This window comes from Acetatifactor muris (genome assembly GCF_024623325.1).
GTDB lineage: Bacteria > Bacillota > Clostridia > Lachnospirales > Lachnospiraceae > Acetatifactor > Acetatifactor muris.
In genome coordinates this window covers 115,208-138,727 of record NZ_JANJZD010000014.1, presented here as the reverse complement: position 1 = coordinate 138,727, position 23,520 = coordinate 115,208, and the positions used below count along the sequence as shown (strand labels likewise).

16 protein-coding genes and 2 pseudogenes are annotated in these 23,520 nt (G+C 44.3%); 17 read left to right on the top strand and 1 reads right to left on the bottom strand.

Annotated features, from left to right (window positions below; genetic code table 11):
* Window positions 1-1,477, bottom strand: a pseudogene (locus tag NSB25_RS14800) (hypothetical protein); the annotation flags it as partial.
* A gap of 448 nt (window positions 1,478-1,925) precedes the next feature.
* Here NSB25_RS14800 and NSB25_RS14795 point away from each other — a divergent pair.
* The 17 genes and pseudogenes from NSB25_RS14795 (at window position 1,926) to NSB25_RS14720 (ending at window position 23,446) form a co-directional block, all read left to right on the top strand.
* The gene (locus tag NSB25_RS14795) at window positions 1,926-2,282 is read left to right on the top strand and encodes a hypothetical protein (RefSeq protein ID WP_146039999.1); all 357 of its coding nucleotides are present in this window, start codon (window positions 1,926-1,928) and stop codon (window positions 2,280-2,282) included.
* A gap of 9 nt (window positions 2,283-2,291) precedes the next feature.
* On the top strand, window positions 2,292-2,441 hold the full coding sequence (locus tag NSB25_RS14790; protein ID WP_172455027.1) for a hypothetical protein: 150 nt from the start codon (window positions 2,292-2,294) through the stop codon (window positions 2,439-2,441).
* A gap of 126 nt (window positions 2,442-2,567) precedes the next feature.
* Window positions 2,568-3,743 carry a preprotein translocase subunit SecY gene (locus NSB25_RS14785; RefSeq protein WP_242982362.1) on the top strand — a complete coding sequence of 392 codons (1,176 nt, stop codon included), beginning with the start codon at window positions 2,568-2,570 and terminating at the stop codon, window positions 3,741-3,743.
* 96 nt (window positions 3,744-3,839) lie between these two features.
* The gene (gene asp1 / locus NSB25_RS14780) at window positions 3,840-5,474 is read left to right on the top strand and encodes an accessory Sec system protein Asp1 (protein ID WP_103239005.1); all 1,635 of its coding nucleotides are present in this window, start codon (window positions 3,840-3,842) and stop codon (window positions 5,472-5,474) included.
* On the top strand, window positions 5,428-6,948 hold the full coding sequence (gene asp2 / locus NSB25_RS14775) for an accessory Sec system protein Asp2 (RefSeq protein ID WP_103239004.1): 1,521 nt from the start codon (window positions 5,428-5,430) through the stop codon (window positions 6,946-6,948). The genes asp1 and asp2 overlap by 47 nt, the downstream gene beginning before the upstream one ends.
* Window positions 6,945-7,511, top strand: a complete 567-nt coding sequence (gene asp3 / locus NSB25_RS14770) for an accessory Sec system protein Asp3 (RefSeq protein WP_103239003.1) — start codon at window positions 6,945-6,947, stop codon at window positions 7,509-7,511. Before asp2 ends, asp3 begins: the two co-directional genes overlap by 4 nt.
* 59 nt (window positions 7,512-7,570) lie before the next feature.
* The gene (gene secA2, locus NSB25_RS14765) at window positions 7,571-9,922 is read left to right on the top strand and encodes an accessory Sec system translocase SecA2 (protein WP_103239002.1); all 2,352 of its coding nucleotides are present in this window, start codon (window positions 7,571-7,573) and stop codon (window positions 9,920-9,922) included.
* A gap of 60 nt (window positions 9,923-9,982) precedes the next feature.
* Complete coding sequence (locus tag NSB25_RS14760; protein ID WP_103239001.1) at window positions 9,983-11,497, top strand: glycosyltransferase; 1,515 nt, start codon at window positions 9,983-9,985, stop codon at window positions 11,495-11,497.
* Between the two features lie 3 nt (window positions 11,498-11,500).
* Window positions 11,501-12,070: pseudogene (locus tag NSB25_RS29945) on the top strand (glycosyltransferase); the annotation flags it as partial.
* Window positions 12,071-12,172: 102 nt separating this feature from the next.
* Window positions 12,173-13,546, top strand: coding sequence for a glycosyltransferase family 2 protein (locus NSB25_RS14755; RefSeq protein WP_172455026.1), 1,374 nt, complete (start codon window positions 12,173-12,175; stop codon window positions 13,544-13,546).
* A gap of 75 nt (window positions 13,547-13,621) precedes the next feature.
* On the top strand, window positions 13,622-15,670 hold the full coding sequence (locus NSB25_RS14750) for a glycosyltransferase family 2 protein (protein WP_103238999.1): 2,049 nt from the start codon (window positions 13,622-13,624) through the stop codon (window positions 15,668-15,670).
* A 48-nt stretch (window positions 15,671-15,718) separates the two neighbouring features.
* Window positions 15,719-16,966: a glycosyltransferase family protein gene (locus NSB25_RS14745; protein WP_103238998.1), complete on the top strand. Its 1,248-nt coding sequence runs from the start codon at window positions 15,719-15,721 to the stop codon at window positions 16,964-16,966.
* Window positions 16,967-17,006: 40 nt separating this feature from the next.
* Window positions 17,007-18,029, top strand: a complete 1,023-nt coding sequence (locus tag NSB25_RS14740) for a glycosyltransferase (RefSeq protein WP_103238997.1) — start codon at window positions 17,007-17,009, stop codon at window positions 18,027-18,029.
* 45 nt (window positions 18,030-18,074) lie between these two features.
* Complete coding sequence (locus NSB25_RS14735) at window positions 18,075-19,553, top strand: glycosyltransferase (RefSeq protein ID WP_103238996.1); 1,479 nt, start codon at window positions 18,075-18,077, stop codon at window positions 19,551-19,553.
* Window positions 19,523-20,881: an accessory Sec system glycosylation chaperone GtfB gene (gtfB, locus tag NSB25_RS14730; protein ID WP_103238995.1), complete on the top strand. Its 1,359-nt coding sequence runs from the start codon at window positions 19,523-19,525 to the stop codon at window positions 20,879-20,881. The genes NSB25_RS14735 and gtfB overlap by 31 nt, the downstream gene beginning before the upstream one ends.
* Window positions 20,882-20,902: 21 nt before the next feature.
* Complete coding sequence (gtfA, locus tag NSB25_RS14725; RefSeq protein ID WP_103238994.1) at window positions 20,903-22,393, top strand: accessory Sec system glycosyltransferase GtfA; 1,491 nt, start codon at window positions 20,903-20,905, stop codon at window positions 22,391-22,393.
* Window positions 22,394-22,426: 33 nt separating this feature from the next.
* Window positions 22,427-23,446, top strand: coding sequence for a glycosyltransferase (locus NSB25_RS14720; protein ID WP_103238993.1), 1,020 nt, complete (start codon window positions 22,427-22,429; stop codon window positions 23,444-23,446).
* The last annotated feature ends 74 nt before the right edge of the window (window positions 23,447-23,520 follow it).

Sequence of the window (23,520 nt, the reverse complement as noted above, 5' to 3'; positions counted from 1 at the left end):
AAAGCACATCAACTTCCGTAAGTGAAAGTGAAAGCACCTCGACCAGCGTAAGTGAGAGCGAAAGCACCTCAACTTCTGTAAGTGAAAGTGAGAGCACATCGACTTCCGTAAGCGAGAGCGAAAGCACCTCAACGAGCGTAAGTGAGAGCGAAAGCACGTCAACTTCTGTAAGCGAGAGTGAGAGTACCTCGACGAGCGTAAGCGAAAGCGAAAGCACGTCAACTTCCGTAAGCGAGAGTGAGAGCACGTCAACGAGCGTAAGTGAGAGCGAAAGCACGTCAACTTCTGTAAGCGAGAGTGAGAGTACTTCGACGAGCGTAAGCGAAAGCGAAAGCACCTCAACTTCTGTAAGTGAAAGTGAGAGTACTTCGACTTCTGTAAGTGAGAGTGAAAGCACGTCAACTTCTGTAAGTGAAAGTGAGAGTACTTCGACTTCTGTAAGTGAGAGTGAAAGCACGTCAACTTCCGTAAGTGAGAGTGAAAGTACCTCTACCAGCGTAAGCGAGAGCGAAAGCACCTCAACTTCTGTAAGTGAGAGCGAAAGCACATCAACAAGCGTAAGCGAGAGCGAAAGCACGTCAACGAGCGTAAGTGAAAGTGAAAGCACGTCAACGAGCGTAAGCGAAAGTGAGAGCACGTCAACTTCCGTAAGTGAGAGCGAAAGCACATCGACTTCTGTAAGTGAGAGTGAAAGTACCTCGACCAGCGTAAGCGAGAGCGAAAGCACGTCAACTTCCGTAAGTGAGAGCGAAAGTACCTCGACCAGCGTAAGCGAGAGCGAAAGCACGTCAACTTCCGTAAGTGAAAGTGAAAGTACCTCGACCAGCGTAAGCGAGAGCGAAAGCACGTCAACTTCCGTAAGTGAGAGCGAAAGTACCTCGACCAGCGTAAGTGAGAGCGAAAGTACCTCGACCAGCGTAAGTGAGAGTGAAAGTACCTCGACGAGCGTAAGTGAAAGTGAAAGCACGTCAACTTCTGTAAGCGAAAGTGAGAGCACATCAACTTCCGTAAGTGAAAGTGAAAGCACCTCGACCAGCGTAAGCGAGAGCGAAAGCACGTCAACGAGCGTAAGTGAAAGTGAAAGCACGTCAACTTCTGTAAGCGAAAGTGAGAGCACATCAACTTCCGTAAGTGAAAGTGAAAGCACCTCAACGAGCGTAAGTGAGAGCGAAAGCACTTCGACCAGCGTAAGCGAGAGCGAAAGCACGTCAACTTCCGTAAGTGAAAGTGAAAGCACCTCAACGAGCGTAAGTGAGAGCGAAAGTACCTCGACGAGCGTAAGTGAAAGTGAAAGCACGTCAACTTCTGTAAGCGAGAGTGAGAGCATATCAACTTCCGTAAGTGAAAGTGAAAGCACCTCAACGAGTGTAAGTGAGAGCGAGAGCACGTCAACGAGCGTAAGTGAGAGCGAAAGCACATCAACTTCCGTAAGTGAAAGTGAGAGCACTTCTACCAGCGTAAGTGGGAGTGAAAGCACGTCGACTTCCGTAAGTGATAGTACCTCAACGAGCGAGAGCCAGAGTGCAAGCGCAAGTCAGAGTGCGAGCGAGAGCCAGAGTGCAAGCGCAAGTCAGAGTGCGAGCGAGAGCCAGAGTGCAAGCGTAAGTCAGAGTGCGAGCGCAAGTCAGAGTACGAGCGAGAGCCAGAGTGCAAGCGCAAGCCAGAATGCAAGCGCAAGTCAGAGTGCGAGCGAGAGCCAGAGTGCAAGCGCAAGTCAGAGTACGAGCGAGAGCCAGAGTGCAAGCGCAAGTCAAAGTACGAGCGAGAGCCAGAATGCAAGCGAAAGCCAGAGCACATCGGCAAGCGAAAGCGAGTCCAACGCAAACGTTGTTGTAATACCGGATGATGATGTACCGGAAGCACCGGCAGAGGAAGGCCCTGCAGCTCCTGCAGAGACAGACACTGTTCCCGGAGTAACGCAGACCGTGACACCACCGGCAACTGCTGCAGCACCGGCTCCGATACAGGTGACACCTGTTGCACCGGCAGCTCCTGAAATCGAGATACCGGATGAAGATGTGCCGTTGGCAGTTATGGACGATGAGGAAGACGTTCAGGCACCGGTAGAACAGCCGGAAGAAGATCAGGAAACCGTAACGATTACGGATGAGGAAGTTCCGCTGGCTGACATGGGCAGTACACCGAATGTAAAACACACGCCTTTGCATTATGCTGAACTGATTCTGGCAGCTGTTTTAGGAGGTGCTTATTTCGGAAGCAACAGGAAGCAGAGGAAGGAAATCAAAGAGCTGAAAAAAGAGCTTGGAGATGAAGAAAGGTAAACAAAATTCATGAGTTTTTTTGAGAATTTGAAATTGGTATGCGGGTGGGACATTTTGGTCCTGGTCATTCTGATTGGAGCGACGGCATGGTTCTTCGTGAGAAGATATCAGCTGAACAAAGAGAAGAAGGAACTGCAGAACCGGTTATCAAAAAAGTAATTTGAAATAAAGAATGTGAAATTGGCGGCCGCCGGTCACATGGCGGCCGCTGATTCATGAAAAAACAAATCTTAATCAGAATTCGGGAGAATTATTTTGTCACAATCAGAAAAAAAAGAGAATGTAATGAGGTACAAGCTTGCATATACAGGCTTGATTCTTCTTGTATATATATTGGGAAAGTGCATTCCTCTGTATGGTCTGGAACGCGTCGACTACTCTGAAGGGATCGTCAGTGTGGAGGATGTGCTGATGCAGACCATCGGCGGAGATGCGAATAAGTCGTCTATTTTTGCACTGGGTATTTTTCCGTTTATGATATCGAGTTTGCTGGTGCAGATTGGTTTTGCTTTCAGGAAGCTTTTTACCAGAACACCATTGTCGCCGAAGACTATGGGCCGTGTAATGGCGATAGTGACGATAATCATTGCAGTGATGCAGACAATCGTACAGATACCGCAGCTGAAATTTGCCGTGCCGGAGGAGGAATTGCTTTATGCCAGAATCATAGCGGCAGCAGAGATGGTGACCGGCGTCATGATTATGCTGTGGTTGTCTGAGCGGAATGGAAAATACGGTGTGGGAGGACGGATGATAGTAGGACTGGTCAATATCCTGGAACGTGTTATCGGTACGGTACTCCGGCATGATCCGGGGAGACTGGCAATTCCTCTGGCAATAGCACTGGTGATGCTGCTGATTACACTTCTTATGGAAAATGGAGAAATGCGGATTCCTGTGCAGCGTGTTTCCATACATAATGTCTATGCGGACAAGAACTATATGGCAATCAAACTGAATCCCGTGGGCGTCATGCCGATGATGTTCACCACCGCAGTGTTCATGCTGCCCCGGCTCATAGTGTCTTTGCTGGGAGACCTGTTCCCGGAAAGTGCGGGAATTGCCTGGTGGCAGGATAACATGAACCTGACCAGTCCGGCAGGGATTACAGTGTATATTGCCTGTGAATATCTGCTTACCATTGGTTTTGCCTTTATCATGATAAATCCCAGGGACCAGACAGAGAATTTCCTGAAAAGCGGGGACAGTATTGTGAACCTTCATGCGGGACGGGATACAAAAAGGTACCTGCGCAGGGTTATGTGGTGTATCAGCTTTGCAAGTGCCACGATCATGGGAGGATGTCTCCTTGTACCTCTGATTCTGCAGCTGAGAGGAAATATGGACAGTACGCTGACCATGCTGCCCACTTCTATTATGATGATGACCAGCTTCTGGTGTACAATTTCCCGCGAGTTGATATCTATTCATAAGTATGATTCGTGCCGTCCGCTGTTCTGATTCCTGTGTTCATCCATGGCAGCGCAGCCTGATATATGGAATTTATTAAAATGTAAATACGTCGTCTGTCTGACAGCGGCGATTTTGGAGAGAGAAATGCTATATTTTATTCCGGCCTGGTATCAGCAAAATCAATGGTGTGAAAATGAACAGAGGTGGACGGTCAGACGTATGCATACGGAATTTGACGATACCGTGAAGCAGATACAGCTGTTTCATCGCAACAGAGCCTGTCCCTATCAGATTATACTTCTCAGCTTTGCGCCGAATTTTCGCCATTTTCTCCACAGACAGGGTGTGTATCGCGCGCCTTACTGGTCCTGCTTTGATGCTTTGCAGGCGGTAAGGCGGAAGAAAGTGATGGTTCTGTCCTTCCATAATTTAAAGTGGCCGGAAGGAATTGAATTTGTCTATACACCTTTCGTGGTGGTGGCCATGCTGAATAAAGAGAAATATGCACAGATTGATTTTGGAGAGGATGGAAATCCCATTCGAATTGATTTATACAGAGGCGGAAAGCTTTGGCGGCGCAATCTCTATGATGACAGAGGCTTCGTGTCCGGTACGATTCTGTATGAGAAGGAACAACCTTTGTACCAGGATTATCTGATGGAAAACGGGATGTGGAAGCTAAGGCATTTTCAGGTTGACGGTCATGTGGAAATCAATGAGAAATGTCCGGAATACTTGCTGCAATATGAAAAAAAGACACTGGAAATAAGGTTTTCCCGATTGCGTTATGACAGTCTGGAACAGGTTATTTATGAAGTGCTGACTTCGTATTTAGATCTGACGGAGAGTCAGGATATATTCTGTGTGGCCATGCATGACCGCCATGCTTCATTGCTGGGGGAGGCACTGAAGGGAAAGAAAAAGATTCTATCTTTTTTTGAAGACAGATATCCTATATCCGCACATCCGGAATCCGGGGAGATGATAAAAGGGGCGGACTACCTTGTGGCAGACTCGAAGAAAAATGTAAGTAAAGTCCAAAAAGAATCAGGAATGCTGCTGGAAAATATCATCGCAATTCCCCCTTATGATACCCGCGTGGATTTAAGTATAAGCGCTCAGTTCGCCGTACAGAAAATCCTGGTTCCGGTGGATGATATGGAAGACGAGGTGTTTGCCGGGCTGATACGGGTTTTGGGAGAGTATCTGTTGAAAAACGAGCTGGCCCGTGTCCATTTGTTTACGCGAAGGGCAGAATACGACAGGAAGCGGAAGGTACTGGAACATACTCGAAGTGAGCTCAGGAAGGCAGGACTGGAAGAAGACTGGGCACTTGAAGAAGAAAGTGAAATGATTGCGGAGAATAATCTGGATCCGGAAAAAGCAGTACCGGTTAAAATCTTTGTAGAACAATGTGTGGATGAGCTGTCAGTAAGCAAATGTATGCGGGAACAGAGACTGCTGGTGGATCTGCGTAAAATTCCTGAACTGTATCTACAGATTACGGCAATCAGCATCGGGATTCCGCAGATTGTGCGGACGAAGACAGAGTTCGTGGAGCATGGCAGGAATGGTATCGTGCTGAAGAAAATAAAAGACCTGCCGGAAGTTCTGGAGTATTATCTGAACGGGCTGAAGAGCTGGAATCGGGCCAGAGTCTGTTCTTATGAACTTGTCAAGGAATATACCACTGAGAAGCTTTTGGAAAAGTGGGGAGAGGTGATGGACTGCGTTGGAGGAGATTCATATCTTACAATTGGGAGAAGAGGACTGGAATAAAGTTTACACGTTACCGGAGTGGGTTCAACTGGACCATGCGGTACATTTTGGTGAAAAATCAGAAAAGCAGAAGAAAGAAAGAACCTATGACCTTTTCTTCCTGGACAGAACACCCCGGGAAGAAGAAATTGATCCTTTATTTCAGGCAGTAAAACCACATTCGCTTTTTATCACAGAGAAGGTAGAAGCGGATGAGAAGACCGCATGGTTATGCCGTTGCAAAAAGGCACAGTATCTTATGCCGACAGAGATTCAGAAATTTCTGATGGAGGAGACCAGGTACTACTATCCGAAACCTTACGGCGCCAAGTTCAATCTGAGAGATGTAAGCCTGGCTCAGGGATTTTCCGGAAAGGTGAAGTGGAACGGGAATCATGATGTGACCCTGGAGGGGGATTTCGGAGATGAATTTCGGCAGGTATTGTTCTGGCGGTATAATACATTTTTAAATCCGGGCCAGGTGATTGACTTCTGGCTGGAATACAGTAAGGATGAGACCGTTTCCATCGTTCTGGAAATTACACAGTTCGCAAACGGCAGCATTTCAGAAGAGGTTGCACATTGGACCTTTGACGAAAAGCAACTGCAGCAGGTGATTCTACTGGAAAGTCAGAGAGCAGGTTCGGCTTTTCTTTCGCTCTGTGCAAGGGGAAAGGGGAAGCTGGAGCTGGTGGCACTGCATCAGAGGAATTCCAGAGGGAGTCACGGATACTTTCTGCCTGGGGGAGAACGCTATGTGACATCCGATGGGCAGGAGGCTTTCTGTTATTTTGAGCCGGGGGATCTGAAGCCGCCACTCTGTGTCTACTTTTCCGGATATAAGACACTGCAGGGATTTGAAGGATATTATATGATGAAAGGAATGGGCTGTCCGTTCCTTCTGGTGGCGGAGCCCAGGCTGGAAGGCGGCGCTTTCTATATGGGACCGCCGGAATATGAAAGACAGTATGTTGACATGATTCACAAATATATGGAGGAACTGGGATTCACTGCAGATCAGGTGGTTTTATCGGGTCTGTCCATGGGCACTTACGGCGCTTTATATTATGGATGTGATATTCGGCCTCACGCCGTCATTCTGGGAAAGCCTCTGGCCAGTATCGGAAATGTGGCGGCAAATGAAAAATACAACCGGCCGGGCGGGTTTCCTACTTCTCTGGATGTACTGAGGTGTCAGAACGGCGCACTGGATCAAAAGGCTGTTCAGGGGTTGAACACCAGATTCTGGAACAAATTTGAAGCCACTGACTGGGGGAATACCAAATTCATTGTTTCCTATATGATAGAAGATGATTATGATGCAGATGCTTATCAGATGCTGATTTCTCATATGCAGTCAGAAGGCGTTCAGATTTACGGAAAAGGGCTTCATGGACGGCATAATGACAATACGGGAGGAATTGTGAACTGGTTTCTGGATCAGTATGGGAAAGTGCTGAATGAGGATTTTGGCAGAGGAAAAGGAAAGAAATGACGGGAGAGAAGTGGACAATCTACTGGAATGAATATTCCTCGGATACCTATCTGTACGGATCGGAAATATGGTATCACGGGAAAACGGACGTGGAGTTTCAAAACATGCTGATGCCTCCCGGAACAGTGATCAAGCAGTGGCATTCCAAGACAAACTACCAGGCGCAGAGAATTGAGCCTGCCCTGCCCATGATCGACGGGGAAAGCGAGTACAGGGTGACGGTGGCCATAGATTGCCAGGAGGGGGAGGCATGGATGGTACGTCTGCTCTTTTTTGACAAATATGATGTGGAGGCTGGAAGCGTTATTATCCGGGAAGGCGTAAGTGTTTTTCAGTGTCCGCTGAAGACTTACAGTTATCGGATGCAGCTGATTAACGGCGGCATGACCCGGTTTCATTTTCATTCTATTGTAATAGAAGAAATAGAGTATGAACCGGAAGTGGAAGAAGAGACAAAACGCCGGTGGTGGAAGCGGAAATCCGGGAAGAAAAAGGCATCCGGGAAATTAGACGACAAAAAATCAGAAAAAGGAATGAATCCGGGCAAAAAGGATTGCAAATAAAGCGGCAGGAACCCATCAAAAATGATGTGGGAAATAAAAGAATCCGGAAAACAGAATAAATGAAACAGAGATGGAAACTGAGGAAACTGAAAAAAGAAGTGTGTCAGGTCAGAAAATGCCAGGAGCGAATGAAAGAACTGTCAGATGAAGAGCTGTCACATCTGACTGTGGAATTCAGAGAACGTCTGGCCGGTGGGGAGAGTCTGGATGATTTGCTGCCGGAAGCTTTTGCGGCGATCTGCGAGGCAGACTGGCGGATTCTGGGAATGGCGCCTTATGATGCGCAGATACTGGGGGGAATTGCCCTGCACAAAGGATATCTGGCGGAGATGAATACCGGCGAGGGAAAAACGCTGGTGGCCACAATGCCCTTATATCTGAATGCTCTTACCGGGAAAAGCGTCATCCTGGTGACGGTAAACGATTATCTGGCCAGACGTGACGCAGAGGAAATGGGACCGGTATATCGCTTTATGGGACTTTCTGTGTCCGCGGGAGGCGAGGAAGATGCAGGAAACGAAAAAGCAGAACAAAATAAGCTGCAGAATGCGGAAAAAAAGGAAATGTACGCAGCCGACATTGTGTATACCACCCATGGTGCATTGGGTTTTGACTATCTGCTGAATAATCTGGTCACAAGGGCGGAAGACCGTTTCCTGAGGGAATTTTACTATGTGATTATTGACGAGGCAGATTCCGTGCTTCTGGATGGAGCTCAGATGCCGCTGGTGATTTCCAGTTCTCCCAGGGTACAGTCGAATCTCTATGGGATCACTGATTTCTTTGTCACTACCATGATTGAAGATGAAGATTATGAGCAGGAAGACAAGGCAGTGTGGCTGACGGAGAATGGTATTCGATATGCCGAAACATTTTTTCAGATAGATAATTTTTACAGTGAGGAATATTTTGAGATTAACCGGCATGTGACGCTGGCACTGCGGGCGCATGCCATGTTCGAGAAGGGCGATGCCTATATGGTGTCGAAGGACGGAAAAGTGGTACTTCTGGACGGAGGTACCGGGCGGCTGATGGACGGTATGAAGCTGCGGGGAGGCCAGCATCAGGCCCTGGAAGCCAAAGAAGGTGTAGAGATTTCACAGGAGAATCGTTCTGTAGCGGCAGTAACTTTTCAGAATTTATTTCTAATGTTTCCCAAAATGGCGGGAATGAGCGGTACTATGATTGATGCCTCCGAGGAACTCAGGAATGTGTATGGGGTGAAGGTTCTGGTGATTCCGCCGAATCGCCCCAGACAACGAGTTGATTTGCCGGATCAGTATTTTCGAAACAAAGAGGAACAGATACAGGCGGCAGTGGAGGAGACACTGGAGCTCCATGCCACGGGAAGACCGGTGCTGATTGTAGCTTCCAACATTGTAGATACGGAGTCGGTTTCCAGGAAGCTTCTGGAGGCACAGGTTCCGCACAATGTACTGAACGCAAACAATGCATCCTGGGAGGCCCAGATTATTAAAGAGGCCGGGCAGCCGGATGCAGTCACTGTGGCCACCTCCATGGCAGGACGCGGCACAGATATTAAGTTGGGCAAGGGTGTGGAAGCTGTGGGCGGCCTTGCGGTCATCGGCATAGGACGTATGGACAATGTACGTATGGAGCGACAGGCCAGAGGCCGGGCCGGGAGACAGGGAGATGTGGGATCCAGTCATTTCTTCGTCTCATTGGAAGACGGAGTGGTAGATGGGGGGAATTCGAAGCAATATGAAAAATATATTGAAGGCAAAAGGCGCATCAGTAGGAGGAAGCTGAAAAAAATTATCGACAAGTCTCAGAAAACAGGGGAAGAGATGGCTGTGATGTCGCGGAAACGTTCTGTGGACTATGATAAGATAATGCGGCGGCAGCGTGATTTGATTTATGCTACCAGAGACCATCTTCTGGACGGCGGTGATGTTAACCAGGAACAGATTCTGCAGATGGCGGAGAAGAATATCAGAAGATTTTTCGGTGCTTGTGAAAGCATAGATAAAAAAATACTTTCCAGATATATATTGGACAATATCTCGTATCGTCTGGAGAATGATCTGCCGGATACCACATCTGTCGGGCTCCCGGAGATAGAGGAGTATCTGCTTGAAAAGGTGGTAAAGCGGCTGGAGGACAGGGAAAAGAACCTGGGAGTACGGGATATGAACACATTTATTCGGGTGGCTGTCTTAAGCGCTATCGACAATGCCTGGGTGGAGCAGGTGGATTACATGCATCAGCTTCAGGCGGCGGTTTCCGGCAGGTCCACTGCCCAGAGAAATCTGCTGTTCGAGTATCAGAACGAATGCTTTGATGCTTTTGAGAAAATGGAGAATACAGTTTTTGAGACAGCCATGCGAAGTATTATGCTGAGTAATGTGTATGTGGATGCGGAACGGAAGCTGCATATTGTGTTTCCGTAAGGGATGTGAGACACAGATGGTAATAGACAGATTATATATGGCGTGGGGAGGAAAATATTCATGGAAATGTATATTACTCTATATGAAGATGAGGAAGGAACTGCAGTAATCGCTCAGAGAAATGCTGTCCAAATTGCAAAAGAACTCGGATTCAGAGAGATGCCCCTTCGAGGTCTTCGAGTAGAAGATTATACATACAGAGAACTTAAAAACAGGATTTATGGGATTATTACAGGCATAAATGCAGGAGATGTTGTGATATTTCAATCTCCCACATGGCAGGGAAATTCTTTGTACTATGACAAACTTTTAATGGATGCCTTTCGGTTTCATAATGTCAGGACAGCAATTCTGATTCATGACGTAGCACCTTTTATGTTTGGTGGGACAGAGGAGACTTATAAGAAGATAATAGATATCTATAATATGGCGGAGTTGGTGATAGTTCCCTCCCAATCCATGCTTACATTTTTACGTGAAAAAGGAATGACAGTGGAAAAGGTGTTGGTTCAGATCCTGTGGGATTTCCCATTTGGAGATGAACTCAGAATTCCTGAATTTCAACGACAAATGATTTTTTCCGGTTCTCCTGACCGCTTCCGCTTTCTGGCATCTTGGAAGTACAATACTCCTTTGCGATTGTTTCAAAAAGATTGTCAGCTGGATGGAGTAAATATCCATTTTGAGGGCTGGAAAAATACTACAGAGTTATTGGTTGAATATACGAAAGGGGGATTTGGACTGATATGGGAGCAGTCAGAGAATCCTGAATACTATAAATGTATTTTGCCCTATAAATTGGGCGGCTATTTAGCATCTGGAATCCCTGTGATTATCCAGAAGGGTCTTAGTCCGGAACCGATTATACAAAAATATAAGTTGGGATTTGTTGTTGAATCCCTGGATGAAGCTGCACATATTGTACAGAGTATTACAGAAGAAGAATACTATAAACTGATTGATAATATAAAAAATATCAGTTTTATGATAAAAAAAGGCATGTTTACAAAAAAGCTATTACTGGATGCTGTTTCCGAACTTTTATTGGAAGAGAAAGATGATATATCTGCAGATCATAGAGAATCTTATCATTTTTTGCGGGAAAATGGGCATAGGGCGGAAGCATTGGTTTGTACCAATTCAGATCGGATTGAGCATTGTGAAGATTTAGTCAGGAGTCTTCCGGAAATGCACTTTCATATAGCTGCTCTCACGACGATGTCACCCAGGCTTTTGAGGATGGGGGATTACAGTAATGTGACCCTGTATCCTGGGATTAATGAGGCAGGGATAAAAGAATTATTTGATTTGTGTGATTATTATTTTGATATTAATCACTGGAAAGAAATTGTCTCTGCAGTTTACAAGGCATTCATATATAACAATTTGATATTTGCCTTTGAGGAAACCGTACATCGGAGAAAATATATAGCAAAAGAAAACATTTATCTGTCAGATAACTTTGAACAGATGATTTCTGATATCAAAGCTGTGATAGGGGATGAGGATTTACTGGAACAGCGTCTGGACAGACAGCGGAAGGAAGCTATGGAAAAAGACGAAAGAGAGAAATAAAGGATGGCAGTTTATGTATTGGGTCAGCCCGAGAAATATGTACTTGCAGGATTGTATTATGGGAAGACTTACAGACGACAAATTCTGACAGAAAATTCAGGTCAGGTTCAGTATGTGTACACAGAATTACCAGAACACAAAAGACTTACATATTATGAAGAAGAGGGAATAGAAAGAGAGAAAATACTTGGTGTACATCAGTATCTGACCGGTAATAATAAGATATTTTCATCCAAAAAAACAGAGGATAAGCTGGAGGAATTAAAAGCTGCTTTGCAGTTTACAGACATAGAGTATCGGGATTCGGAAATCAGACTGATTAAAGATGGTTTTGTCATTGCCAAAATTTTGCTGGATGAAAAAGACAGAAGCCGTCTTTGGGCAATATGCTACTATAGCTGCGCTAAATTGCTTCGTATGGAAGTCTATACAGATAGAGTTTTCTATGTCAACTATTATAAGACGGCAGACTCAGAGAATGGATTATATGCAAAACTGGTAAGGCGTACCTTTTATGACAGGGATGGTTCAAGCGCATATGACCAGATTTTTGAAGATGAGAAGGAGTGGTATTTATTTCCTGACGGCAGGCGGTATACAAGGCCGCAGCTCAATATAGAATTTATCAGAAGGCTGAATCTGTCGGAGCAGGATAGTGTTATTTTAGATGCGTCCGTGCCTACGGAACTGATGCAGGCAATTTTTACATTTGGAAAGGGAGCCATAATTACTGCGATTGCTCATGCCGGCTGTTATTTTGTGAAAAAGGAGGGCAGTTGCGAGTCATTTTGCGAAGAATATCCATATAATTGGCTTCAATATGTGGAAATGATTGATCGTATGATTGTGTCAACAGAAGCACAAAAAACACAGCTGATAAAGGAACTGGAGAAATATCATTGTAATATTCCAGATATTAGAGTAATTCCTGTGGAAGGAGCGTTTACCTATACTGTGTTAAATGAATCCTATGCCGGAAACCTGGCTTTGTCCTGGAGTTTTTCAGGAAAGACCGATGGTTTTCAGATATACGATGAAACCGGGAAAGAAATATATGAGACCTGGAACAGGCATCAGCATTATTTTCTGATAAAGGGGTATGGGAAGGCCAGTGGCTTTGTAGTGAGAGCTTATATTGACACAGTAAAAGGAAAGGAGATCATTGCGGAATCGAAACCAGTATACATACAGAATCAGTCATATGAAAAACCGTTGGTAAGCCTGGTCATACCTGCGTACAATGCGGAGGATTATATTGTAAGAACAATGGATAATGTATTGGCGCAGTCGCTTTCCGATCTTGAAGTTGTGGTTGTGGATGATGGAAGTGTTGACTCTACCCCGGATATCCTTGAGTGGTATGCCGGAAAATATTCGAATGTGGTTATAATACAGCAGGAAAACAGTGGGGCTTCAGCAGCGCGGAATGCGGGAATAAAGAGTGCAAATGGAAGTTATATGGAATTCATGGACAGTGATGACATGCTTCATCCTGATATGATTACCAGTTTATATAATGCTATTGAAGCAAATCACTGTGATGTTGCAATTTCATCTTCCTATCAAATAACAAATACAGGATATATACCAATAACCCAGTATTCAATGGAGGAGAATGTTGCTGTACCAATTGATGAATTTTTCGACAAACATTTTGTGAAAGGGCACGGATATTCATTTCTCTGCAATAAGTTATATAAGGCTTCTCTTGTAAAAACGCATTTGTTTCCCATGCTTTTGGCTGAAGATGATGCCTGGAATTTATATATTTTATCTTATGCGGATAAAGTCTGCTATTTGAATGGTCATTTATATGAGTGGGACAGAACGATTCGTAAAAATACGCTGTCTGATAAAATAATAAGAAGATCAAAAGAAGAATTGTTTAAGCTTTATAAAGAAGCAATTATGTTTTACATGAAAAATGGTAATCCAGGCAGAAGAGTCGCCCTGAAAAAACTGGCAAAGACACATTTGTTATTATTAGAAAAATATAATGCCTATGATGAATATGGAAAGCTGTGGAGACAGATAGAGGACACATTTTAATGACAGACTACATCGGTACAATGGACAGAGAGCTGGTGGAAGAAAGTGTGAAGAAAAAAGAGAGGGAAACAGCAGATGGCAGTTTATATATTGGGTCAGCCCGAGAAATATGTACTTGCAGGATTGTATTATGGGAAGACTTACAGACGACAAATTCTGACAGAAAATTCAGGTCAGGTTCAGTATGTGTACACAGAATTACCAGAACACAAAAGACTTACATATTATGAAGAAGAGGGAATAGAAAGAGAGAAAATACTTGGTGTACATCAGTATCTGACCGGTAATAATAAGATATTTTCATCCAAAAAAACAGAGGATAAGCTGGAGGAATTAAAAGCTGCTTTGCAGTTTACAGACATAGAGTATCGGGATTCGGAAATCAGACTGATTAAAGATGGTTTTGTCATTGCCAAAATTTTGCTGGATGAAAAAGACAGAAGCCGTCTTTGGGCAATATGCTACTATAGCTGCGCTAAATTGCTTCGTATGGAAGTCTATACAGATAGAGTTTTCTATGTCAACTATTATAAGACGGCAGACTCAGAGAATGGATTATATGCAAAACTGGTAAGGCGTACCTTTTATGACAGGGATGGTTCAAGCGCATATGACCAGATTTTTGAAGATGAGAAGGAGTGGTATTTATTTCCTGACGGCAGGCGGTATACAAGGCCGCAGCTCAATATAGAATTTATCAGAAGGCTGAATCTGTCGGAGCAGGACAGTGTTATTTTAGATGCGTCCGTGCCTACGGAACTGATGCAGGCAATTTTTACATTTGGAAAGGGAGCCATAATTACTGCAATTGCTCATGCCGGCTGTTATTTTGTGAAAAAGGAGGGCAGTTGCGAGTCATTTTGCGAAGAATATCCATATAATTGGCTTCAATATGTGGAAATGATTGATCGTATGATTGTGTCAACAGAAGCACAAAAAACACAGCTGATAAAGGAACTGGAGAAATATCATTGTAATATTCCAGATATTAGAGTAATTCCTGTGGAAGGAGCGTTTACCTATACTGTGTTAAATGAATCCTATGCCGGAAACCTGGCTTTGTCCTGGAGTTTTTCAGGAAAGACCGATGGTTTTCAGATATACGATGAAACCGGGAAAGAAATATATGAGACCTGGAACAGGCATCAGCATTATTTTCTGATAAAGGGGTATGGGAAGGCCAGTGGCTTTGTAGTGAGAGCTTATATTGACACAGTAAAAGGAAAGGAGATCATTGCGGAATCGAAACCAGTATATATACAGAATCAGTCATATGAAAAACCGTTGGTAAGCCTGGTCATACCTGCGTACAATGCGGAAGATTATATTGTAAGAACGATAGATAATGCTTTGGCGCAGTCATTTGCTGGCTTGGAAGTAATAGTAGTTAATGATGGAAGTATTGATTCCACACCAGATATTCTTGAATGGTATGCTGAAAGGTATTCGAATGTTATTATAATACATCAGGAGAACGGCGGTACGGCGGTAGCTAAAAATACGGGGATAGGAGCCTCGAATGGAGAATATACAGGTTTCATGGATAATGATGACATGATTCATCCAGATATGATGAAAGAATTATATTGTTTGGCTCAAAAGAATAACTGTGATATTGCGTGTACGTCTGCATATGAAATTAGAAATGACGGATATGTACCATTTATGCATTATCCGATAAAAGAAGACACCGCAGTGACAATAGAGGAATTTATCAGTCGGCATTTTGTTACTAATTATATGTGGACGGTGAATGTCTGGAATAAAATATATCGTTCATCTCTTATAAAAGCACATTTGTTTCCTGTGATTACAGGAGATGATGAGGCATGGACTTCCTGTATACTGTCCTGGGCTGACAATATTTGCTGGATTAATGGTTATTTGTATGAACATGACCGAGTTATTCGCTGTAATACTCTTTTCGATGAATGGATGAAGCAATCCTATGAGGAAAAATTTAATATGCATATGAAAGCCTCTTTGTTCTATTTAAAAAATGGTAATCCGGCAGTGAGAAAATTGCTGAAAGAATTGGTGAGAAGAGAGTTGCATGAGTGGGGGAAAATATATGCATCTGAAACATATGAAGAAGTATGGAAAGAAGTAGATGAAAATTTTTAGTGATGAGTATAAAATACAATAAAATTATGAATATTTGAAGAGGGCGCAATGATAATTCTATTTGATAAGTATACAGACTTTACAAAAAAATTACAGGAAACCATGAGACAGCTGGAAAGAGCTGTAAATATTGTAGTGCTGGAAGACAATGGATTTTTGCCCTGTGGAATAACTTCACCTTACGAATATTTTACTTTCCGGCAGAATGGAGAAATACCTGAAGAGAGAAAAGTGTCCTGTGATTCTCTGGAAATACCGGAATTTTGGGAAATCCGTATGCAGGGGAACAACTGTGGTATCTATGAAATGGGATGTGAAAAAGCCAGGATTTATCTAAAAGAGCCTCTGGAAGAACAAATTGTGCAGCGTGTAGAATGGCACATGGAAAATGGGTGGATTTATAAAATTGACTATTATAACAAATATGGCTTTAAATATGCCAGTGAGTTTTTGGATACAGAAAAAAAGGTAGAATCAAAGGTATATTATTCGGAAAGAAATCAGGAAGTGCTTGTCAGCCAGCCGCAGAACGATGTGATGACATTGCTGGAGAACGGAACGGTGAAAGCATTTTTTAATTCATATGCTCAGTTTGTGGAATTTTATCTGGAAAAGATTGTCACAGAAGACGGAACCGTACTATTTGTGCAGGAGGCAAAACAGTATGAGCTGTTGAATCTGAAGTGTGGTGAAAAAAATGCATGGAGTTCGGTTTTGTTTGCAGACAGAGAATGGCTGGAACGCTATGTAAATGAGGGGGGACAAAACGGCTATGGATTTTATGCCATACCGGCGCAGTATCCGGAGAACTATGCCAATGGGAATGCAATGATTCTGACAGCGTCCGACCAGATTGAGAAACTGGAAGAACTGGTTCAGGAACTGCCTGAAGTGACTTTCCATGTAGCGGCGCATACACAGGTATCAAATAAACTGCACCGATTGGCAGAACGTGAGAATGTGAAGGTTTATCCGGGAATCAGTGCGGAAGATTTGAATGGATTATGGAATAGATGTGATTTCTATCTCGATATCAATCATTACCGTGAGATTGATGATGCAGTGAACGAGGCAAGCCGGAAAAATTTACTGATTCTGGGGTTTGAGAATACACTGCATCACAGGGAATTGACTGTGAAAGGATGTATTTTTTCTGTACAGGATTATCAGAAAATGGTGCGGGTGATTAATCGCTTACAGAAAGACGGTGAGTTGATGCAAAAGGTACTGCAGACGCAGCAGAAAAAGAGAAGAAAGGTGTGGCAAAACTTTTTGGAGTCATATTGTCTACAATGAAAATAACTGAAAAGGCTGACTGATAATGTAAGGAGAAAACATGAAAGTACATATAACAAATGTGTCGGGACTGGCCGGGGCGGCGGGAAACGCCCAGCAGAGAGTGACGGATATCGCAAGGCGGTACTTGTATGTAAATGTGCTGGGGATTTTTCATTACCCGGTAGAGTCTGATACCCCGGAAATGCTTCGTACACGTCTGGATGGCATACTGGCAGCCATTAGCCATGGTGATACTGTGATTTTCCAGCTGCCTACCTGGAACGACATAAAGTTTGATGAAGCTTTTGCCGCCAGGCTGGGTAATTACAGAGGCGTGAAGAAGATATTTTTTGTGCATGATGTGCCGCCGCTGATGTTTGAGAACACACTGGGATGGCTGGGGCGCTATATTGATTTATACAATCTGGCAGATGTCCTGATTGTGCCGTCCCGGGAGATGGAAGAATATCTGCGTTCCAACGGGCTTAAAGTACCGAAAATTGTAGTTCAGAGGATGTGGGATTTCCCGGTGGAAATTGATCAGACTATAGTGCCCTGCTTCCGAAAGAGAATTAACTTTGCGGCAAATGTTACATCCAATTACCGTCCCTTTGTGAGAGAGTGGAATCATGACAGGGTGGAACTTGCCGTCACGGCAAATCCGGGAGATTATGAGTGGGCAAAGGGAAGAAATATCCGGTTTCTCGGATGGCACAATAATGACAACCTTCTGGCGGATGCACTCAGGAAGAGTGGCGGTTTTGGCCTTTTGTGGCAGGACTGCCCCTGGTGGAAAGAATATATGAAGCTGAATGCCAGCTACAAGCGCAGTGCCTGCCTGGCGGCAGGGCTTCCAATTATTGTAAGCAGCTCCACTGCCGAAACGGAAATGATTCTCCGCAAAAATCTGGGATTGGTTGTGGATTCTCTGGACGAGGCGGTGGACAGAGTAGCCTCCATGGAGGAAGGGCAGTATAGAAAAATGGTGGAGGATGTAGGGAAGTTCGCGCAGCTGATTCAGGGGGGTTATTTTACGAAAAAGCTGTTGATAGATTCTGTTTTTCGATTGTTGTATGACTGAACTGCAAAACGAAGAACACTGACAGAAGAATGAGGGAGGAAGATTATGATTTATAATTTTCATCATTTCTATTATTGGCTTAAGGGTGGTGTGGAAACAGGACAGGCCTATCGTGCGAAAATTTTTCGGAATCTGGGTCTGGAGGCGAAATTTGTGTTCGCAACTACGTTTCCGTACAATAATATATGGAAGGAAACGGAATATTTGGGATTTTCAGATTCGGAAACAATGTGGCTATATGGATTTTTCACAGACTGTAAAAATTCGGCGAAAGCATATACGCTGGAACAGTTGGAGAATACTTTTGACGAAAGTACTTATGATTTTTCCAGAGAAGGTGCAATTGTAAAATACAGATTTCCCAGGACAAACAGCTATTATGTGGTGTATATGCTGGATGAGGGCAGCGAGGGAATTCACAGAGTAGAAATTGTAACGCAGGGGCGTCTGATTCAGAAGGATTTTTACACCTATTGTAAAATTTACTCTGAGTATTATGTACCGCAGGATAACCAGCCGCATCTGTGCCTGCGCAGATTTTATCATGAGAATGGAGCAGTGGCTTATGAAGAACTGATCGAGGGGGATGTGATTTTATATAAATTTCCGGACAGGATACTCTATTCCAGGGAAGAGCTGGTGGGATATATGATGTCCCGGCTGAATCTGACGGAAGATGATGTGGTTCTGATTGACGGGGAACCGGGGATGATAGAACGCTCGGCATTTATTCTGAATGCGGCTCCGGCCAGGGTGGGGCTTATCATACATGCGGACCATTACATAGATTATGATGAAGATCACATTCGTTGGTATGGCATCTATGAATATGCGTTTTCTCATGCTGAGAAAATTGATTTTTTCATCACGAATACGGATGCGCAGAGTGAACTGCTGAGAGAACAGTTTCGAAAGTATAAAGGAACAGAGCCGAGGATACTGACGATTCCTGTAGTGGCTCTGGATAAACTCAGACTCCCGGAAAGACCACGGAAGAAACATGCGCTGATTTCGGCGGGGCGATTGGCAAAGGAAAAGCGGATGAACTGGGTGATAGAAGCAGTGGTGGCAGCAAGGGCGCAGATTCCGGATTTGACATTGGACATATATGGAGAAGGCGGCGATAAGGAGAAACTGCAGAATCTGATTGAAGAACTGAACTGTGGAGATTATGTAAGGTTATGCGGCTTTCACAAACTGGATGAAGTATATCAGAAATATGACGCCTATATATCTGCCTCGTATGTGGAAACGTTCGGTGTGACTTTGCTGGAGGCGGCCGGTGCTGGGCTTCCCATTGTGGGGTTTGACATCCGTTACGGGGCACAGGTGTTTATAGACGAAGGAGAGAATGGCTATAAAGCACCCTGGGGGGATATCGGAGGGCTGACAAGAGGAATTGTCAGGCTGTTCAGAGAAGCTGATATAGAATCGTTTCGTCAGCATTCCTATGAAAAAGCGAAAGAATATCTGAGGGAGGAGGTAGAAAAGAAATGGAAGGATTTGCTTTGCCCGACAAAATAATACTGTTGTTTGATTATTATTCTCCGGAAAGCTGTCTGCTTCATGAATCTTTTCTGCAGACTGGCTGTGACTGTATTGCAGTCAGCCTGGAAGAAAATGATTTTCTGCCCCGGAATGTGTTTTCCGTGTATGATCTGCTTTCCAGAGAGTGTAAGATTGAGGACGAGAACAGAGGAAAGCCCAGATTCTTTAACGAGATAGCAGTTCCGGACAATTGGAGCATTCAGGCAGGAGACAGTATATCCGGAAAAATCACTTGTATGCAGGAAGAAAAAGGAAGAATCTGGTATCTGCAGGGGGGAAGAAAGTTTCTTGTGGAGGCTGTGGACTGGTATGACAGGAAGGGGAACGTCCGCTTTCGAGATCATTATAACCGCTATGGAGAAAATTGTGCCAGAACTGTTTACAATACAAAAGGGCAGGCACTTTGCAAAACAAGGTTTTCAGAATCCGGGAAGGAGATGCTCACGGAAAATATTATAACCGGGGATATGATACTGTATGTGGATGGGGGAGTGAAGCTTTTCCGGTCAAAATTGGATTTGCTGGTTTACTGGTTTGGCAGGAGAGGACTTGACCGTAATCGGATTATCTATAATTCTTTATCTACTCCGTTTTTTATTTCAAACAGACTGGAGGGAACAGAAAAGAAAGACATTTTGTTCTGGCAGGAGTCGGTGGGAACGGAAATACCCGGGAATATGCGGATGATTCTGAATGGGGCATCAGGCCGGACAGAGCGAATTATGGTACAAAAAAGAACTGCATATGAAAAGCTGCTGGAACTTGGAGCTGACAGGAAAAAATTACATAAGTTGGGTCCCATTTACAGATTCCAGAAAAAGAATGGACATGAACCAGAGGCATTGATTTGTACAAACTCGGAGAGAATAGAGCACTGCGAGGAATTAGTCAGGGCATTACCCCAGGTGCACTTTCATATTGCCGCTATTACGACCATGTCGCCCAGGCTGATGGAATTGGAGAATTATGAAAATGTGACCCTGTATCCAGGAGCAGAAAAAGAAATGCAGGAGGCACTGTTCCAAAAATGCGACTATTATTTTGATATTAATCATGGGGCGGAAATTATTTCTGCAGTTTATCAGGCATTTCTGCATAATCAGTTGATTTTTGCGTTTCAGGAGACCGCGCATAATCAGGAATATGTGACAGAGGAACAAGTTTATCCTGTGGATGCGTTTGAGAGGATGGTTTCTGACATCCGTGAGGCTCTGGAAGATGGAAAAGCCATGAGAAGACGCCTTGAAAAACAGCGGAAACATGCCATGGCAGAGAGCAGGAAAGCTTACACAGATCTAATATAAGAGTTTCAGGAGGGAGCGGACATGGTTTACAATTTTAATCTGGGCATCGGCTGGGCCAGCAGCGGCGTGGAGTATGCTCAGGCCTATCGGGCAAAAGTATTGCGTGGGATAGGACAGGAAGCAAAGTTTGTATTTACGGACATGTTTCCGAAGGATAACATTGAGCATATGACGGAAAACATAGGTTTTTTGGATTCGGAGGTTATCTGGCTGTATACATTTTTTACAGATTGCAGGATTTCTCCGGTGACATTTACCCTGAAACAACTGGAGAAGACATTTGGGAACAGACGCTTTTTCGGTAAAAGGGACGGTGACACAATGAAGTATACGTTTCCGGACAGCAACAGCTATTACATGGTTTATCTGGTGAACAAGAAGGAGAACAGAGTCCATCGGGTGGAGATGGTTTCCAATGGCTGTCTGATTCGAAAGGATTATTACACTTATTGCAGAATTTATTCAGAGTATTATGCGCCTTTGGATAACAAAGCGCATCTGTATCAGAGAAGGTTCTATAATGAGGATGGAACCACTGCTTACGAAGAAATCACGGATAATGATGTGGTGATGTATCAGTTTCCGGACAGAATACTCTGCTCCAAGGAGGAGCTGGTGGGATACATGGTATCCCGCCTGAAGTTGACACGCCGGGATGTGGTGATCATTGACAGAACTACGGGCATCGGGCAGGCAATCATGCAGAATGCAGGTCCGGCCCGGATCGGCATCGTGATTCATGCAGATCATTTCAGTGAAGGAAGTACGGATGAGGAATATATTCTCTGGAATAATTATTATGAATATGCGTTTTCTCAGCATAAACACGTAAAGTTTTATGTGACTTCAACGGATACACAGAACGAGCTGTTGAAAACGCAGTTTAAGAAATATCAGGGAATTTCACCTAAGATTGTGACAATTCCGGTGGGAAGCATCAATGAGATGAAACATCCGAAGAAAAACAGAAGAAAGCATTCCCTGATTACGGCATCAAGGCTGGCGGATGAGAAACATGTGGACTGGCTGGTGGAAGCAGTTGTAAAAGCAAGGGAACAGGTGCCAGATGTCTCACTGGACATCTATGGAAAAGGAGGAGAGGAAGCGAAACTGAAGAAATTAATTGAAGAGCGGAGCTGTGGGGATTATGTGCGTCTCCGGGGACAGCAGAATCTGGATGAGATATACAGAGAGTATGAGGCATATCTGTCAGGTTCCACCAGCGAGGGATTTGGCCTGACGTTGATGGAGGCAGTGGGGTCCGGTCTGCCCATCATAGGCTTCGATGTCCGGTACGGTAATCAGAACTTTATTGATGATGGAAAAAACGGGTATCTGATTTCTGTTCATGACAAAATGGAGAAGAAAGAGCGGGTACAGTGCCTGACAGAATGCATTGTCCGTCTGTTTACAGAAGCAGACTTGAAGGCATTTCATGAACATTCTTATGAGAAGGCAAAGCTGTATATGACACAGGAAGTGGAAAGAAAATGGGAAAGTATACTGAAATAAGTATGACAACCGTTTATAGAAAGGTATTTATATATGAAAGTACACATTACAAATATTTACGGGGTTACGGGGATAGGGCTAAAGGCACAGCAGGCGGCCGCTGAGATAGCAAAAAGAGATTTACAATATCAGGAACTGGGAATCTATTTTTATCCGGTGGATTCCGATTCACCGGATATGCTCCGTACAAGACTGGACGGGATTCTGGCATCGGTGAGCCCGGGGGATGTTGTGATCATGCAGTCGCCTACCTGGAATGACATTCGCTTTGACGAAAGTCTGATGAATCGGATGAATCGGTATTCCGGGCTAAAAAAGATTATATGGCTTCATGACGTACAGCCGCTGATGAAAGAGGCGAAACGGGAATTTTTGAGCAGGTGGATTGAACTTTATAATCAGGCTGATTTAATCATAGCGGCATCACAGAACGAAGTGGATGTTCTGCGTTCTCATGGACTGCGGGTGAGAAAAACAGTGATTCAGCGTATGTGGGATTGTCAGGTTTCAGTTGACAGGACGCTTGTTCCGCGGTTTCAGAAGGTGATAAATTTCGCAGGGGATCCTTCAAATGAACCTAAGCTGGCCTTTGCCAGAAATTGGAAGTATGACAATATTACGTTGGCAGTCACTGTAAATGGAGGCAGCTGGGCACAGGGAAAAAATATCCGTTTTCTGGGATGGTATAACAATGATAATCTTCTGGTGAATGCGCTCCGCAGAAGCGGCGGTTTTGGCCTGCTGTGGTCGGAAGATGCGTACTGGCGTGAATATATGCGAATCAATGCCTCCTACAAATTCAGCACCTATCTGGCAGCGGGAATTCCGGTCATCGTACCGTCCGACATTGCGGAAAGTGATACGATTCTTCGAAAGAATCTGGGAATTGTTGCGGATTCTCTGGATGAAGCAGTGGAACGTGTGGCAGCTGTGAAGGAAGAAGAATATAAGAAGATGGCAGAGGACACAGAGCAGTTCGCCTGGCTGCTGCGGGAGGGATATTTTACCAGGAAAGTGCTGACAGATGCTGTGTTTCAGGTATTCGCTGATTAAAGCTGCGAGGATCAGAAATCTCCCTGTATAACAGGTGAGACAATCTGCGGAGAATGCCTGGCGGAGATGACTTT